15 protein-coding genes are annotated in these 16,099 nt (G+C 48.3%); 6 read left to right on the forward strand and 9 right to left on the reverse strand.

The genetic code is table 11. From position 1 onward, the window contains the following. Positions 1-46: 46 nt before the first annotated feature. Together D0C16_RS10165 and D0C16_RS10170 are read right to left on the reverse strand one after the other, a co-directional pair. Positions 47-1,435: a DUF1501 domain-containing protein gene (locus D0C16_RS10165; protein ID WP_151032280.1), complete on the reverse strand. Its 1,389-nt coding sequence runs from the start codon at positions 1,433-1,435 to the stop codon at positions 47-49. A gap of 4 nt (positions 1,436-1,439) precedes the next feature. Further along, positions 1,440-3,347 carry a DUF1800 family protein gene (locus D0C16_RS10170; RefSeq protein ID WP_151032281.1) on the reverse strand — a complete coding sequence of 636 codons (1,908 nt, stop codon included), beginning with the start codon at positions 3,345-3,347 and terminating at the stop codon, positions 1,440-1,442. A gap of 350 nt (positions 3,348-3,697) precedes the next feature. Between D0C16_RS10170 and D0C16_RS10175 the strand changes: the two genes are divergently transcribed. Next, positions 3,698-3,943, forward strand: a complete 246-nt coding sequence (locus tag D0C16_RS10175; protein ID WP_151032282.1) for a hypothetical protein — start codon at positions 3,698-3,700, stop codon at positions 3,941-3,943. Between the two features lie 42 nt (positions 3,944-3,985). Here D0C16_RS10175 and D0C16_RS10180 read toward each other — a convergent pair whose 3' ends face one another. Continuing rightward, positions 3,986-4,744, reverse strand: coding sequence for a glycerophosphodiester phosphodiesterase (locus tag D0C16_RS10180; protein ID WP_151032283.1), 759 nt, complete (start codon positions 4,742-4,744; stop codon positions 3,986-3,988). A gap of 130 nt (positions 4,745-4,874) precedes the next feature. On the opposite strand from D0C16_RS10180, the gene D0C16_RS10185 reads away from it, so the two are divergent. Together D0C16_RS10185 and D0C16_RS10190 are read left to right on the forward strand one after the other, a co-directional pair. Next, the gene (locus D0C16_RS10185; protein WP_225318975.1) at positions 4,875-5,513 is read left to right on the forward strand and encodes a mechanosensitive ion channel domain-containing protein; all 639 of its coding nucleotides are present in this window, start codon (positions 4,875-4,877) and stop codon (positions 5,511-5,513) included. Between the two features lie 306 nt (positions 5,514-5,819). Beyond that, complete coding sequence (locus D0C16_RS10190) at positions 5,820-6,914, forward strand: hypothetical protein (RefSeq protein WP_151032284.1); 1,095 nt, start codon at positions 5,820-5,822, stop codon at positions 6,912-6,914. A gap of 59 nt (positions 6,915-6,973) precedes the next feature. Here D0C16_RS10190 and D0C16_RS10195 read toward each other — a convergent pair whose 3' ends face one another. Further along, positions 6,974-8,542, reverse strand: coding sequence for a 2Fe-2S iron-sulfur cluster-binding protein (locus D0C16_RS10195; protein WP_151032285.1), 1,569 nt, complete (start codon positions 8,540-8,542; stop codon positions 6,974-6,976). Positions 8,543-8,593: 51 nt separating this feature from the next. Next, positions 8,594-9,127, reverse strand: coding sequence for a carboxymuconolactone decarboxylase family protein (locus D0C16_RS10200; protein ID WP_151032286.1), 534 nt, complete (start codon positions 9,125-9,127; stop codon positions 8,594-8,596). Positions 9,128-9,303: 176 nt separating this feature from the next. Between D0C16_RS10200 and D0C16_RS10205 the strand changes: the two genes are divergently transcribed. Both D0C16_RS10205 and D0C16_RS10210 read left to right on the forward strand, forming a co-directional pair. After that, complete coding sequence (locus D0C16_RS10205; protein ID WP_151032287.1) at positions 9,304-10,194, forward strand: LysR family transcriptional regulator; 891 nt, start codon at positions 9,304-9,306, stop codon at positions 10,192-10,194. Positions 10,195-10,295: 101 nt separating this feature from the next. Continuing rightward, positions 10,296-11,240: a carbon-nitrogen hydrolase family protein gene (locus tag D0C16_RS10210; RefSeq protein ID WP_151032288.1), complete on the forward strand. Its 945-nt coding sequence runs from the start codon at positions 10,296-10,298 to the stop codon at positions 11,238-11,240. On the opposite strand, the gene D0C16_RS10215 is transcribed toward D0C16_RS10210, so the two are convergent. Continuing rightward, on the reverse strand, positions 11,180-12,250 hold the full coding sequence (locus D0C16_RS10215; RefSeq protein WP_151032289.1) for a hypothetical protein: 1,071 nt from the start codon (positions 12,248-12,250) through the stop codon (positions 11,180-11,182). The genes D0C16_RS10210 and D0C16_RS10215 overlap by 61 nt on opposite strands. 326 nt (positions 12,251-12,576) lie before the next feature. Between D0C16_RS10215 and grxC the strand changes: the two genes are divergently transcribed. Continuing rightward, positions 12,577-12,834 carry a glutaredoxin 3 gene (gene grxC, locus D0C16_RS10220; protein WP_151032290.1) on the forward strand — a complete coding sequence of 86 codons (258 nt, stop codon included), beginning with the start codon at positions 12,577-12,579 and terminating at the stop codon, positions 12,832-12,834. A 41-nt stretch (positions 12,835-12,875) separates the two neighbouring features. Here grxC and D0C16_RS10225 read toward each other — a convergent pair whose 3' ends face one another. From D0C16_RS10225 to D0C16_RS10235, 3 genes are all read right to left on the reverse strand, one after another. Then, complete coding sequence (locus D0C16_RS10225) at positions 12,876-14,384, reverse strand: HAMP domain-containing sensor histidine kinase (protein ID WP_151032291.1); 1,509 nt, start codon at positions 14,382-14,384, stop codon at positions 12,876-12,878. Then, entirely contained in the window at positions 14,381-15,124 is a 744-nt protein-coding gene (locus D0C16_RS10230; RefSeq protein ID WP_151032292.1) for a response regulator transcription factor, read from the reverse strand. Before D0C16_RS10230 ends, D0C16_RS10225 begins: the two co-directional genes overlap by 4 nt. A gap of 130 nt (positions 15,125-15,254) precedes the next feature. Further along, a complete protein-coding gene (locus D0C16_RS10235) occupies positions 15,255-16,088 on the reverse strand; it encodes a spondin domain-containing protein (protein WP_191968686.1) in 834 nt (277 codons plus the stop codon). Positions 16,089-16,099 lie beyond the last annotated feature (11 nt).

The raw sequence follows: 16,099 nt of genomic DNA on the forward strand, positions 1-16,099 counted from the left end.
CCGCTTTTTATGGCGGGCCATATTTCCGCTAAACATTTAACACTTCTCAACTCTTAAAAAAGCCAAGATCCACACCATTAAAACGCACCAGATTGGGAAATACATCAGAAAAATTTCCACTGGGCAATCCATACCAATTCGCAAGTGTCGCCGCATATTGATCCATGCTGGTGGTGGGAATAATGCGTCCCTCACCGATATCGTCTTTGCCACCAATGATCAGTTCGGGAAATTGGCCATAAATGCGCCCGCCGTTAATCGCCCCTCCCATTACCATTTGGTGGCTACCCCAGCCATGATCTGTGCCATCACCGTTACTGGTGAGGGTGCGACCAAAGTCGGACGTTGTGAAGGTTGTTACCTGACTTGCGATCCCCAGTTCTTCGGTTGCCTTATAAAAGGCATCCAGCGCACTGCTTAACTGGCCGAGCAACAGCACATGGCGACGCAATTGATCGCCGTGTGTATCGTAATCGCCTATTCCAATAAAAAATGTTTGGCGTTTTACCGTCAGTGCGTTGCGTGCAGACAGCAGCTGCGCCACCATTTTTAAATTATTAGCCAAGGGATTATTCGCGGGAAATGCGGTTTGTAGCGGCGCCTGAGCATCCAGGGCGGCTTTTACTTCTCCGGCCAAGTCCCACGCGATAGTTTGGGTCCGTGCGAATTCGCGCTGGAAAATGTTTTCCTGTTGTTGCGCCAATAAAGTTTTATAGATCTGAATACGACTTAGCTCACGCGCATCAGTCGCTTTGGTATTAAAGTTTTCTAATTCTTTAATGCCACCTGCGTCGATTGAATAGGGCGTAACGCTCGCACCACTTTGCCAAATATTGGAGCCGCTCAGTGAAATATTCATCGACAGCTTTTTATTGGCATTTACCGATGACATGGCATCTGCAGCGCGACCAGCCCAACCGTTGCGGCGCGCACTGGATTGCAAGCTCTGTAAAAAGGTTTGCTGATCGTTGTGGGAAAATAATTGTGGTGGCAATAGCGCTTTATTGCTCTGATAGCTAGTGCGAGTAACCGGCTCCACTAACGCACCAACGTTCGCCACAAATGATAACTTACCTGAATTGAATAGCTGTTGCACCTGCGGCATGGCTGCATGCAAACCGAGCTGTAGACTCGCATTTTGCGGCGTATTGATCGGTAACAAACTTCCCTGCTCCAACGCAAGAGTTTGGCGCGAGGCTCTATAAACGTTGTATTCGGCATCGCTACGCGGCACCAACATATTAAAAGCATCATTTCCCCCAAAAAGGAAAATGCATACCAATGCCTTGTAGTCATCAGCGGGCTGCGTGAGGGCATTCGCTAACTGAAATTGAGCACCGGCAGCAGCGAATGAGCTGCTGGCATAAAGTGCACCGGAGCCAAGAGCCACGGAGCAAGCGTTGCGCAATAAAATGCGTCGATTTATAGGTTTCATTGCATCACCGTTGCGCTGCATATTCAGGGGAGGCCAACACCAAAAACAATGCTTCGTAAATCATGGTATCGCGCTGCCAGGTTTGACCTTCAGGCCCCCAGGTTGGGTCCACTTTGTTTGCATTTAGATGATTCAAGATAACATCGTACATAGACTGACTCATCTGGCCCGCCATTAATAGCAAGTTTAAATGATCTAATAATTCTGCCGGGTTGTTGGTGAGTTCGCGCTCACGATCCAAATGCAAGCGCGGCGAAAACGCATCCCATAAACCATCGATGGTTGGCTCCAGCCAATCGTGGGGAGTGTCGCGCCAGAAGGTCGCGTTACTCAAGGTACTCACCTGCGACATAATCATGCTTTCAGTGTGAATTTGAAACTCAGGGGAATTTAAATTGCTATTTTTTATTTCACCGGGATGCTGGTAATCCGGTCGATAAAAATTAAATACCGACGGTGAACCAAAGGGGCGCTGTCCCATTAGCCGACCAGATCCATAAAATCGAACCCGCTTACCCGTAACACTTTCTCCCTTTAATTGGGATGGAGTTCCGGTTCCCTTAAATGCGCGCCAGAGGTGTGCCGTTTTTAAAATCGGCTCGCGCAACTTTCCAAAGGTGTTGGGTGCAGTTTTGTAGCCATTTTGCGCTTCGTCGTCCAGCAAAATAGCTTTAATGACTGCTTTCATATCGCCTTTTACATTCTTGCCGTTATTGTTAAATACGCTGGCAACACGACTTACGTAGCCTGGCGAGGGGTTGCTGGTCACTAATCGCTGGATGAGTTGCTTGCTGATAAACGGCGCAACATTGGCGTGCGAAAATAAAATATCCAGTGCTGCATCGATATCCTGCTCCGGCGTTTTATCGGCAGCAATTGTCTGATTGCCGAATAATACTTTCGCATTAAAATCATGGTAATTATTGAACGGCTTCATCGGCAAAATTTCGCTTGCCCCCGACTCTGTCCATTCCCACCATTCGTTGATCGTGGCCATATTCCAACCGGTAAATACGCGCGCTAATTCTTTAACCGTGGTTTGGTCATAGGTGGGTATGGGATTATTTTGTGCGTCCAGTTTAATACTTCCGTCCAAATTCAATTGCACCAAGCCAATGGAAAAAAGCTGCATAATTTCGCGCGCGTAATTTTCATCAGGGCGAATGTTGCGCGTTGTATCCGCTTTTTCATTGCGGATCATACTTAGGTATTCACCCATCATAGGGTTGAGCGTAACCGCTTTTAACAGATCTCGATAATTGCCGAAAGCATGTTGCGCTAGAATGTCTTGGTAATTGGCGATGCCACGCGTATCGTTGTAGAGCACATCAGAGACATTCGAAATCACCAATATCTGACTTAACGAATAGGCAATTCGCTGGCGTAACTGATCATCGCCCCAGAGCGCGACCTCCCACCAGATATCGCTACGCTGCAAATCACGCAAATAGCCTTCTTCGTTGTCATCCTTCTCAGGCTGCACCACCAAACCAATTTCGGTAAATCGTTTGTCGAGTAGCGCAAGGTGTTTGGTCTGCGGTTTATTGAATTGCTCTTCCAACCAACCACTCTTGCCCAGGCTTATTACTCGCTGGACATCTTTTGCGGTAGCCCCAAAGGTCGCTTGCGCAAGAAAACGTACCGCTTCTTTGGCGTCGTTGTAGGCCGGGCTGCCTTTTAACGGCAATGCCGGGTCAGCGGTTAAGTCGGGCGTAGGATTTTTTGCGGACGCAACAGCACTGGACGTTATTTGGCTGGTTGTCGCTGCTGCACTCGACGACGAAAGCGCAACCGACGATGCCACAGCAATGACAGAGGAGGATGCCTGGCCTTGATGATTGCCGCCGTTACTACTGCTACCGCCACTACCGCCACAGGCAACTAATCCGCTGGATAACCAAACCACACTCATTAATGGCCAACATCCAAAAAACAATGACCAACATGTAAACCTACGCTTTGTTTTCATAGCAGCTCTGAAAATAGTTAGTGTTATTAAAGTAAGCGCGCCAAGGTAATTTAGTTCGATTGTTATTAATATTTTATAGCTTGCGGTAGCGATATAACCGACCACAGATTGCGCTTGAGCATAGCCCAGATCTCCTGATCCTTCATCCGCCTTTACACTTTACTCAAACCGAGGTGGTTCCATATCCCTAAGGCGCCCCCACTTGAATTCAGTGGGACTTACCCAATATGAAGCTAGCACTGATTTTTATATGACGATCAATGACAAATACTTGTTTATCAAGGAGCCAGAAAATGAATTTTCGGGAGTATGTGTTATTAGGGTTGGTGTTTGGATTTTTTGCCTGTATCTGGCTAGGCGCCAGATACATTCGCTATTTAAAAAACAAAAAACCCAACACTGAGTTGTGGGGCACTATTTTTGAAGGAATTACTAATAAATTAATCGACCTGGAACCGATCAAAAAACCGGAAGTGTATATTGAGAAAAAAGCGCCGCGCAGCGGAAAATCAAACAATGAAAATGATGAATCGCCATAATTGATGGTACTCCGAATATATGAAATGCCGGAAATCCAAATGTTACGCACGATTAAATTCCATTAATTTATCCGGCTTATCGGTAAACACTGCATCCACTCCTAGCGATTGCACGTATTGCCAATCTTCGGTGTGATTAACCGTGTAAACCCAATTTTTTAAACCACGTTTTTGCGCATCCTGAAGTAATTCGGGCGAAAGAAAACTCAAATGGGTATTGAATGAATAAGCTTTGAGTGGCTCACAGCAGGCGGCATAATCCAGCGGAATCCCTTCAATCAGTACACCGCGCTTTACCTGCGGCATTTCACACAGGCATTGGTGCAATTGTTGATGATCAAAACTGGATATTGCGTATTGCTCGTAATTACCCTGATGGGTAGCAATATAATCCTGCAAAATACGTTTTAATGCCGGCACAGAATTTTGCCCTTTGATTTCAATATTAAGCAGCGCCTTATCGCCTACCAACTCCAACACTTGCTGCAACGTTGGAATAGGCTCGCCGTTTTCCAGGCGCTGTTCGCGCAGATAAGCTAACGAATGATCCGTAATAATTCCCTGCCCTGACACCACGCGCCCTAAACGCCGGTCATGAGTAACCAATAATTCACCTTCGACTTGAAATACATCGATTTCGACCGCATACACCCCCAGGGTGAGCGCCCGAGATATAGCTGCCAAACTATTTTCCGGTAAGGGCATTGGTCCCATTTGCGGGCCACCGCGATGGGCAATACATAACAAGGGTTGCCGCTGATTGGGCTGCGAATGTTTGGGAGAAAAGTCACTGGATGTCATTTTGCGCTCGTTCAGTCTCACTGGTTTTTACTATAATGCCAGCCGTCGCCTGACTGACCAAGCCCAAGTGAGTTGGTCAACCAAAAGCCAAGACGGGCAAAACCATTTTTTGTAACTCATAGGTGTTATTGTGGATCGTATTTTCGCCACACTCGAACAAATTACCAGTCACAGCATATTCTCCAAATTATTGATTGTCGCCGCTTGCGTGCTCTTCTTTTACGCCGTATCGAAGTTGCTCGATAAAATCATTCACGATGTCAGTGTGCGTCGCGCACTGGGCGATCTACGCGTGCTTTACATGACGCGCCTGATGAACATTGGCATGGTGTTCTGCTGCATAGTCGTGGTGTGTTTAATCCTCGGCTTGGGCTACAGCGAGATCTCGGTTTTTTTATCCTCGATTTTTGCGGTTGTGGGTATCGCCATGTTTGCGCAGTGGTCGATATTGAGCAATGTAACCGCCAGCATGATCATCTTCTTTGGCTTTCCTTATAAAGTGGGTGATCGCATTAAAGTGCTGGATAAGGACGATGATATGCGCGGCGTGATTGTGGAAATCACCCTGTTTCATGTGATCCTCAAGCGCGAAGATGGCAACCTGATCACCTACCCCAATACGCTGATTCTGCAGAAAGCAGTACTCAAATTGGATCACCCGGAGCTTGAAAAGATCGCGGAAAACGCCGAAGCCCCGGATCGCCTGGTGGTCGACCAAATGACCATGGCCAACAACCCCAACCCACAGAAAGTACGCCAGCAACAATAACCTCGCCCACACCGGCCTCTGACTATGGTGCCTAAGGCCGGCCTCCGACCTCGAACTAGCGGATGCGCATCCTAAAAATTAAACCGTCGTGATATTTTTTATGCGATCTTTGTTAGCGCAAACAAATACCATTTACCACCAACCATACAAGAGTTATAGTGCCGCCGCTGGCCTTATCTAATCTGACAATAACAGCAAGATTCGCAAAGATAGCGCTTACACGACGCCTTCCCGCCACGCACAACAAGCCCACTTAACAGCCCTGAAACTCTCCCACGATAACAACAACGGAGCTTTGGAATTACTATGCAATCCCTGATGAAAACCTTCACCCTTTCCTTAATGTTTGCCGGCCTGACTGCCTGTGGCGGCGGAGGTGGGGGAGGCAGTAGCAAGCCCGATTCAAACCCGATCCCCAGTTCTGCCAAAAGTTCTGAGGCATCATCAAGCGCTCCAGCGAGTTCAACACCGTCGAGCTCAGCGCCGGCGAGCTCCACCCCCGCTAGCTCTATGGCCCCCTCCAGCAGCAGTGCATCCAGCCTGGCCGAAGGCAGCGAAATGACTCAAGCGGCGACCAACGTTAACGGCTATGCGATTGCGAAGATCGACAACTGTGGCGTAAACGTAAGCGCTGCCAACAAAACCTTTGCGATTTTTGCGGATTACGATGGCGGAATTCAAAACCAAAGTTTATCCAGTTTGAGCTTCTACAATTGGAACCACGTGGGAACGGTAAACAGCACGCCTATTCCAAATGAGTGGGACAATATCAGTCAAAACGCTTCCGCATATAACATTCCTGTTAATGCCGCTGTAACCAACGGCTGTAATGGTGTCGACACAATCAATTCAATTTTGGTCAAGAAAATTGCCAACTGGCACCGTCAACACGCCAACGGATTCGGAAGAACAATTACATCTTTCGGTCATAAGTTTGGCGATATTAAAGAATTGGTTGTGGACCTTCGCGTAAATAGCGAAAAAACCAAGGTTCACACGCCTGCGTCGCTCAAATCCATTTACAGCACCTATTTAACTAACCTCGCGTTTATCGATAATAACGAAGGCGGTAAGGTTAACGTTGGATTGACTCTCGAAACCAGCAATAACCAACGTGCAACGGTAACGGTTGAAATCGACCAGGACATTTATGCAGATCAGTGGGTGAGAGTTACAGTTCCTGCCACAAGCTTCAAGTACTTTCAAGGCGATGTAGCTAAAGAAGCGTCTTCATTTGCAAACTTGGTAATCAATAATCTGCTTGTAGTCGGTGAGACACGCACCAACGCAGTGTTACGCGGACAAGTAAGTGGCTGGACGGATACATCACCCAATCCACCACCAGAGACATTCAAAGAAATGAATTTCACGTTCAAAAAATTTGAATTCCAATTGAAGTAAGTCGCCGAGCACTGAAATATAAAAAAGGCCGATGAAGCAATTCGTCGGCCTTTTTGTTTTTAAAGCGCAATCACTAGTTTGTCGCTGAGCGCACGCGATACGCAGCTGCACATTTTTCCCTCCGCCCTTTCTGCATCCGATAATACCGAATCCCTATGCTCAACTTCTCCGGCTAATACTTTGACCACACACTGACCACAATTTCCAACACGGCATTCTGATCCGATCGGCAGCCCGGCATCTTCGATGGCCTCCAGTATTGATTCATCGGCACCCACGGCGATAAGCTGATCTCGGCCTTGAACTTCAACACTAAAGGCCTGATCTGTCGCTTTGTGCTGCACGCCAAATCGCTCAGCGAAAACTCGCGCTTTATCTATACCCAGGTTCGCGGCAACAGCAAAAACCTCATCGATTAATTTTTGCGGACCGCACACATAGACATCAGTGTCACGCGGTAGTTTTTCCAAAGTCGCCGCTACATTCAAACGCTGCCCCTCACTGGCGTAATAGCCGTGATAATCTGCTCCCAGTTCCCGTTGCAATCTATCCTGGTATGCCATTTCATTTTTACTGCGTCCCGCATAATGCAGTTCACAACGAACACCTTTCGCGGCCAAAGCTTGTACTACTGGTTTTATTGCAGTAATACCCACTCCACCGGCAATCAACACCGCATTGTTTGCAGCCAACTCCGCAACAAAATTATTGCGCGGAAGATCGCATTGCAACACCAAACCTAACGCATATTGCGCATGAATATTCACCGACCCGCCACGCCCATTATCGTCGCGCTGTACTGCAATCTCATAAATATCGCGCCGCGCCGGATTTGAACTAATCGAGTAGTGGCGCCACTCCGTTTTTCCCTCCGCCATCAAGACCGGTACTTTCAAATGCGAACCTGCCGTGACCGGCGGAAGATCGCCGCCATCCACTGAACGTAATTCGAACGCTCGAATGCGCGGAGTAAGCTGACGCACACCGGTAATTACCAAGGGCAATTGGCCCGAGCCCAACTCAGTTAACTGTGCTGCAACCGGTTTGGCGCTCGCGGCCTGCTGCTCGCTTAAATGCTTTACTAACTCACGCACCTCGTCTTCGGTATAGCGCGGTGTTATATGTTGTGGACAATTCCATTCATAAGCTTCCACATGAATAATGACTGCACGTTCTATTCGCGCGCGATAATGTGCATCCTCCAGGCGCGCGACTAACTCCATATTTTCCGACTCATGAACAACTTTGGCGCGACCCCAAATTTTGATTCGGCGACGATTTGCATAATCCATAAAAATCAAACTGATTCGCTCATCCGAATTAATATTCCCCACACTAATATATTGGCGATTACCGCGAAAATCGGCATACCCCAGCGTGCGCTCATCCAGAACTTTTACAAAACCTACAGGCCCACCGCGATGTTGCACATAAGGCCACCCATTTTCTCCAACAGTGGCTTGATAAAAACTATCGCGCGCTTCAATAAATTCTGCCTCCGCTTCACCCAGCGTATTGCGCGGGTCGTCAGCCAACTCAAAACCGCGATTACTTTCCCGGCTGCCATATAAACTCTGCGCCGCCTTAACGCTTTCGGTAAAAGTGATATCAGCAAATGCACGAGCCATAACAAACCTCCGGATAATAATCGCAGTTAGAGTTAACGTTGAGCCAGGGTATTACAAGCCTACTTTCGGAAAATCAATTTCCACGCGGCTTGCTTTACCTAAGATGGTGGTGAGCAACGTCATGCCAACATGGGTAATGATTTCCACTATGTCCGAGTCGGTGTAACCCGCGTTGCGCGCTTCAACCAGATCAGCGGTGGTGATATCGCCCTGATGTTCAACCAACGCACGCGCCAGTTTCACAGCCACCGCGGCTTTAGCATCCTGACTGGTGCCCGCGCGATTCGCTTCCATTTCAGCGCCGGTCAAGCCCGCTTTACGACCGATAGCGGTATGGGCAGATACGCAGTATTCACAAGAATTTTCTTGCGCAACTACCAGCGCAATACGCTCGCGAGTTTGCAGATCCAAACTGCCCTCACCAGCAATAGCGTGCAAACCTAAAAATGCACGCAGCGCTGAAGGAGAGTTCGCAAAAATTTTCAAAAAGTTGGGCACCATCCCCAATTTCTGTTGGATGGCTTCCAACAGCGCTTTCTGTTCGTCGTTCGCGGTTTCGAAAGTTACAGTAGTAATACGGCTCATGATATTTCCTCATTTCAATCGTTGATTAGGGTTAAGACTTCAGGTTTAAAAAACGCCTTGCTGGATATTGCTTAGCGAGTGAAGCCAGTTTGCCCATTGCCCAACTGAAGAAGAATACGCACAATAAGCAATTCATTATTTCCATTTTTGAAACAATAAAGTCCCTGAGGTATGCGATGGATAGATTTGTAGAGATGCAGGTATTTGTGGCGGTGGCGGAAACCGAAGGATTTGCCTCAGGCTCGCGGAAACTGGGGATATCACCCCCGGTTGCAACCCGTGCAGTAGCAGACCTGGAGGCGCGGCTCGGCGTAAAACTGCTGACACGAACTACGCGCTATGTGCGGGTCACCGATGCCGGGAAGCGCTACCTGGAGGATTGCAAACGCATCCTGAGCGAAATAACCGAGGCCGATGACGCTGCCGCCGGTATCAATGGCGAACCCAGCGGGCACATTGCCATCACGGCGCCCGTAGTATTTGGCCGTATGTATGTGCAGCCTGGGGTGATTGAATACCTGAATCGCTATCCCAAGATGGATCTAAGTGCACTCTATGTGGACCGGGTGGTAAACCTGTTGGAAGAAGGCCTGGATGTCGGCATCCGTGTGGGCGAACTCGCGGACTCAAGCATGCGCGCAATTCGCGTTGGCACCGTGCGGCGCGTGCTCTGTGCATCGCCCGATTACCTGGCACGCATGGGTATCCCAAAAACCCCCGAAGATTTACTGGAACACACAATCGCATCAGCGAGTGGCGTTAACCCCAACGTTGAATGGAAATTTAATCAGGAACAAACCGTGCGTATTCGGCCTCGACTTAACGTTTCAACCAACGATGCCGCCATTGATTCTGCGGTTGCAGGTTTCGGCATTGCGCGGCAGATGTCTTATCAAATAGCGAAACAATTAGAGCGCGGCGAATTAAAAATTATTTTGAGCGACTACGAATTATCACCTTCGCCCATCCACATTTTGCACCGCGAAGGCCGCCACGCCTCTGCCAAAATTCGCTGCTTTGTCGATTTAATGGTTGAACAATTGCGGGCGGATAAATCACTCAACTAATAAATAGTTGGTAGAGTAAATATTCAAAATTACTCCAGATCAATATTCGTAAACAAATAAGCGGTAGAATCGCTCTATCATGCACAATCCGGATGTCGACCATGAAAATTGCCATAGCACAAGTTCCACCACTATTTTTAAACAAAGCAGCGTGCATTGATAAGATTGTAGAAATTGTCAAAGAAGCCTCAGGCAACGGAGCTTCGCTGCTGGTTTTTCCAGAAGCATTTATCGGCGGCTATCCGGTTTGGATTTGGCGGTTGCGTCCAGGTTCGGACAGCGCACCCTGCACAGAGCTGTACAATAAATTGGTTGAGCAAGCATGTAACCTCCGTAACGATGACTTGGCCCCCGTGTTAAATGCCGCAAAAAAATACAACATAACATTGATCTGCGGCCTCAATGAACGCGACGCGTGCGGAAGCCAGTCCACGCTCTATAACACCGCGGTGGTTATTAACAACGAAGGGGTACTCATCAACAAACACCGCAAACTAATGCCCACCAATGCAGAGCGGATGATATGGGGCCAAGGCAACGGAAATAGCCTCTCGGCCATTCAAACCACCGCCGGTAAACTGGGTACATTAATTTGCTGGGAAAACTACATGCCCTTGGCGAGATATGCGCTTTATGCGCAGGGAATAGAAATCTACGTCGCGCCTACGTACGACAGCGGCGACGTTTGGATTAGCTCCATGCAACACATCGCACGGGAAAGTGGCTGCTGGGTCATCAGCGCGAACAATGCATTTCAAGCGCGAGATTTGAGCGAACCCATTCTCGCACTTACAGGGGCTTACCCTGAGCCTAACGAGTGGGTTAACCCTGGCGATTCACTTGTTGTCGCCCCAAATGGAAAAATAATCGCTGGCCCCTGGAATTGCGAGCGAGGCGTTTTTTACGCCGACATTGATGTAGCACAGGTTACTCAGGCGCGCCGCAGTCTCGATGTTGCCGGACACTACGCACGCCCCGATATTTTTCATTTGGCAATCACGCCGACACCGGAAAGCCCGGTTTCCATTAAATCGGCCGGCAAGTGACCCAGTAATTTATTCACGCTGAAAATAGCGGAACGATTTTTATCGGCTAATGCGCCCTGCCCCAATTTGGGAACACGGCTCGCATCAGTTTGATAATTCAGATTGCGAAAATGCGTCGCAAATTGGGCATTTTCCATATCGCGGGCGTAAGGCCGGGAGGCCACTGATAGCGCCGCTATGCCTACTGGATCAACGTCACGACTAAAGCGCTTGAATTCTTTGTAGCGAAAATTTTCTGCCACAAATACATCGCTAAAACGAATAAATGTTTCCATTAATTCATGAAGGAACTGTTCAGGCTTTAAACTGCCGACAATCACGCTAAATTCCATTTCATTAAATTCTGGCATTTCTCCTTCAACGCGACGCACAACAGGAGTATTCCCAAGTTTAAGATCGAGAATAAAATGCTGCTTGTGCGGCAACAGATCCACTATCTCAATAGAACGCTCTCCAAACCGGCAATAGGTTAATAGTTGTTGTAACACCGTCAACTCATCCCCCGTAAAACGCGGCACCGGCTGAACAAGCTCGGAATTATTAGCCATCAAGGGTAAATCCTGATGGGTGCTGAACGGCGCACTGGTTTTTCCACTGGCTAGATCCACCAGCGTCAGTAATTCACGTATTTCGTGCTCACGGGCCTTTTTAACGGCGAGATACGCAGTCTGGATAATCTCTGACGTGGGTGTATTTGAATCGATTCGCCATTTGCGTCCGTAAACCAACTTTTGCTGACGCAGGTTTTCGCCACGGTCATAATTTTCTCGACCAATCATGCCTACTTGCAGATAAAGCCCACCGGAATCCTCATCTGCAAATAATAAAAATTGTGGCAAGGTTTCGATGTCTTGCAGAATTTCCTGGAGAGACAACAGCGTTTGCTCAAACTGCAGGTAATGCTGGGGAATAGCAGGCTTGCCGTTCGGTAATACCACCAGGGGCGCCGCCGGCATGTGGGTTTCGCAACAACTGCAAGGGAGATGTGTTTTCAGGTAATGAACAGTCATAGAAACCTCAATCGAGCCGGGTTAAGTAATGCGCTCAGATTGCCAATTTCCATAAATAACGAGAATAGGTCAAAAATCTAAAACTCTATTTCTAAAATGAGAATAATAAGCATATTGGGGAAATAGGTGGGGTATTGCGGATGAGGTGATTATTACTACTTCAGGAATAATCTATTAAGGTTTATGGCTATTCCTACCAAAATGTCGCCCATTAATAATGGCCACAACGGCAAGCTGCTGAAGTATTGCATCAGCCCCCGGCTGTTATCGAACCAACACCCTTTATTGCTAACAACCTTTTTCTATTAACATCTGAGGAATATCCCATGTCGGAAGTTACCCTTTATTCAACCGGAGCCTGCCCTTATTGCGCGGCGGCGGAATTACTGCTTAAACAACGCGGCATTACCAACATCAACAAAATTCGCGTTGATCAATCGCGCACTGATTTTGAAACCATGCTGGAACGAACCGGACGAAAAACCGTCCCACAAATTTTTTTTGGCGATCAACATATTGGCGGATTTGACGACCTGGTAAAATTGGATCAAGGCGGCAGGTTAAAGGCCAAAGACGCGCCCTAAAAAGCACTGCCGGGGGCAGTGCCCCCTCTTTTTCCAAGCTATCAAGCAACCGCTTTATTTAACGATTGCTGCAGTGGCAACGGAAACTTAAACCAGGCTCCCTGATACTGCTTGGACTCTACAACGATAACACTACCGTGTAACTCCAGAATTTTTTTAACAATTGCCAAGCCTAGCCCAGTACTTTGCTGATGAAGCTCCGCTGGTTTTTGCGCGCGATAGTAGCGCTCGAAAATGTAGGGAATATCTTCGTCGGACAAGCCGATACCATTATCGAGCACACCAATTTCCACACTACTGGCGGTTTTTGAAAGTGTTATTTCTACCCGGCCATTCTCTGGCGTATAGCGCAATGCGTTGTCTATTAAATTTTCCAACACTCTCTCGATTAAGGCGATATCCGCATTGACCACGTAGAGCTCGTTGGTGTGTGGCGCACAGAGCGCGATATTTTTCTGCTGCGCCGTGAGCGAATATTTTTGTACAACGTCTTGCAACAACTCGGCGAGCGAAAAATTTTCCAACTCCAGAGTAATTCGCCCTGCGTCAAATTTGCTTAATTCGAATAACTCCTTCACCAGTTGCGTCAAACGGCGACAGTGTTTGAACGCAATGTCCATATAGGCGTGACGCTCTTCGGCGGTGATCGCGGGGCGCATCAGCATTTCCAAATAGCCCTGCATTGACGAAAGCGGAGTGCGTAAATCATGAGAGACATTGGAGATGAGTTCGCGGCGCAGCCGATCTGTATCTTCCAGTTTTCGCATTTGCTCCTGAATGCGGTTCCTCATGGCCGTAAAGGCAGAACTTAAATAGGCTATTTCATCGCGAATATTGGTATTGGGTTCAGAAGTGGTTTCTCGCAAATGCAATTCCTGGTGTTGAAAATTATCCATTTGCTGAGCGAGCTGACGCAGCGGGCTGGTAAGCACCGCAAAAATTAAAACGGCGCTAATAATGGCGAATAACAAAATGACTGCCAGCCCCGCGAGACTCTGTTTCAAAATATAACTTCCGCGCAGCGACTCACTGAGGCTTTGCATATTTTGTCCACCAAGGATGACGTACAGGTACCCCGCTACATGTTCGTTATCCATTACCGGCCAAACAGAAAACACGCGCTCGCCCTGCCCTGCACGCGGGTTGTCTCCCATAATCGGAAAGGGTTGCGATTTATTGAGCCAATTCTGCAAAGGCTGAGTGGAAATTTCCGCACGAATTTGCGTATCGGCTGGCAGTGTGTGTGTGAGTACTTTGCCCCCAGGATCGAGCAGGTATACCTCAACGATCGGGTTGACGGTCATCACCAGCGTGGCTAATTCGGTCATCGCTGCTGTATTTACAATACCGTTCTGAATTAAGGGCGCGCGCTGCACAATATACATGGCCAAACTTTGATTCAGATTTTGCGTTACTTCTTGATAGTAACGATTATTGCTCCAATGGGTGAGCGCTAAAAATGCAATGCCCAATACTAAAAATAGTGCGACAAATGCGAGCGCCAAACGTGCGCACAAATTGGAAAATAGACCAGGGGCCAGGCGTTTCATAGAGGTTGATGCTCGCAAAATTTATAACCTACACCCCAAACCGTTAGCAAATATTCCGGTGCAGATGGGTTGCGTTCTATTTTCGCGCGCAAGCGATTGATATGACTGTTGACAGTATGCTCATAACCCTCGTGACCATAGCCCCACACCTTGTCTAATAATTCACTGCGATTAAATACGCGGCCAGGATGGCTTGCAAAAAACCACAGCAAATCAAATTCACGCGCTGTGAGTTCAATATCGAGATTATTGAGCAACACACGATGCTGGAGCTTATCAAGCACCAATTGTTTAACCTTGATGGTGTCGGGCTCTTGCGTGTCTAGTTGAGGTGAGCGGCTACTGCGACGCAGCAATGCGCGTACACGCGCGGCCAGTTCCAGCGAGCTAAAGGGTTTGGTTAAGTAATCATCTGCCCCTAACTCAAGCCCGAGCACACGGTCCAACTCGGTGGAGCGCGCCGTTAGCATAATGAGTGGCAAGTCTACGCCATTACTGCGCATCGCACGGCAAATATCCAAGCCATCCATACCGGGTAAACGCAAATCCAGAATCATGAGATCCCAGTGTTCCTCCAGCGCCATTTTAAGACCAAGGTCACCGCGCTCAACCACAACGACTTCTGCTTGAAAATCTTGCAGATAGAGTTTGATCAGATTGCCCAGATCGGTTTCATCTTCTACCACTAAGAACCGGCGCTGGGGTGTTGGATGCAATGCAGTAACCTTGGACGCGAACATAATCAATCCTCTGAAAAGTGTCGGATACAGATGCACGACGCGCAGGTTTGTTTCAGTTGCGCTAAAAAAAATGCACGACGCAGAGAACATGCCTGATGTTATAAACCTATAACATCAGGCGAACATGCCGTTATGGGGCCAAACGCGTAATCGTAATGCGCGCCACCGGGTTGTCCCAGCGATGCATTTGGGTCAACACAGAATCGGTATTGCCGTCATCGCGCGTGATCACGCCCGGGTGCAGAGTCACTTGATTGGCAATGTCATCACGTTGCGCGTTAAATCCTTCACCACCGGCGGCGGGGCCCGGAATACTGGCTTGAAGTTCGGTATTGTTTTCCGTCCCCGCATCGTAACTGAGTGCGTCAATCGTTCGGCTCTGACCAATCGCGAGCTGGTTGAGAGCCAAACTATTTAAACCGGTTAACGCATCATTGGTATTCACCAACATACTCAGCACGCTCAGATAAAACTCGCTTTCTTCAGCCGTGGGCACCATGGCCGTTAGCGTGAACTCTTTGTAATTACCGGGGGCGGTCATCCCCGTGGTGGCATCGGCAATAATCACAGCTACATCGGCGCGCGCTTCACTCAGGTAATCCGCCGTTACGCCGGATTCAGCAATGACTTCAACACCCATGCTTGCCGGCATACCAACGGTGAAGGGCTTAAATGAAGCCTTGTGCAGCGCGTACGCAAAGGGAGATAAAGGTTGCGCTGTTGTGAGATTGGTGACTTTCACTGAATAACTCAAACGGGTCATTGCCATCGCACTGGAACTGGCCAGAGCACTGCTACTGGATTCAGTGCTGCTTGCCATCATGCTACTCGTCATTGCGCTACTCGCCATCGCGCTGCTCGTCGCCATAGTGCTAGACGTTGTGTGATTGGTTTTTGAATCACTTCCGCCACAACCGCTCAACACCAACGCCATACCAATAAAACCAAACCATTGATAATTCATGGTAGCGCTCC

Source organism: Cellvibrio sp. KY-GH-1 (genome assembly GCF_008806975.1).
Lineage (GTDB): Bacteria > Pseudomonadota > Gammaproteobacteria > Pseudomonadales > Cellvibrionaceae > Cellvibrio.

Bases quoted from the DNA above. Each gene is read 5' to 3' on its own strand.
- D0C16_RS10165 (WP_151032280.1), bottom strand. From the start codon at position 1,435: ATGAAACCTATAAATCGACGCATTTTATTGCGCAACGCTTGCTCCGTG.
- D0C16_RS10170 (WP_151032281.1), bottom strand. From the start codon at position 3,347: ATGAGTGTGGTTTGGTTATCCAGCGGATTAGTTGCCTGTGGCGGTAGT.
- D0C16_RS10175 (WP_151032282.1), top strand. From the start codon at position 3,698: ATGAATTTTCGGGAGTATGTGTTATTAGGGTTGGTGTTTGGATTTTTT.
- D0C16_RS10180 (WP_151032283.1), bottom strand. From the start codon at position 4,744: ATGACATCCAGTGACTTTTCTCCCAAACATTCGCAGCCCAATCAGCGG.
- D0C16_RS10190 (WP_151032284.1), top strand. From the start codon at position 5,820: ATGCAATCCCTGATGAAAACCTTCACCCTTTCCTTAATGTTTGCCGGC.
- D0C16_RS10195 (WP_151032285.1), bottom strand. From the start codon at position 8,542: ATGGCTCGTGCATTTGCTGATATCACTTTTACCGAAAGCGTTAAGGCG.
- D0C16_RS10200 (WP_151032286.1), bottom strand. From the start codon at position 9,127: ATGAGCCGTATTACTACTGTAACTTTCGAAACCGCGAACGACGAACAG.
- D0C16_RS10205 (WP_151032287.1), top strand. From the start codon at position 9,304: ATGGATAGATTTGTAGAGATGCAGGTATTTGTGGCGGTGGCGGAAACC.
- D0C16_RS10210 (WP_151032288.1), top strand. From the start codon at position 10,296: ATGAAAATTGCCATAGCACAAGTTCCACCACTATTTTTAAACAAAGCA.
- D0C16_RS10215 (WP_151032289.1), bottom strand. From the start codon at position 12,250: ATGACTGTTCATTACCTGAAAACACATCTCCCTTGCAGTTGTTGCGAA.
- grxC (WP_151032290.1), top strand. From the start codon at position 12,577: ATGTCGGAAGTTACCCTTTATTCAACCGGAGCCTGCCCTTATTGCGCG.
- D0C16_RS10225 (WP_151032291.1), bottom strand. From the start codon at position 14,384: ATGAAACGCCTGGCCCCTGGTCTATTTTCCAATTTGTGCGCACGTTTG.
- D0C16_RS10230 (WP_151032292.1), bottom strand. From the start codon at position 15,124: ATGTTCGCGTCCAAGGTTACTGCATTGCATCCAACACCCCAGCGCCGG.
- D0C16_RS10235 (WP_191968686.1), bottom strand. From the start codon at position 16,088: ATGAATTATCAATGGTTTGGTTTTATTGGTATGGCGTTGGTGTTGAGC.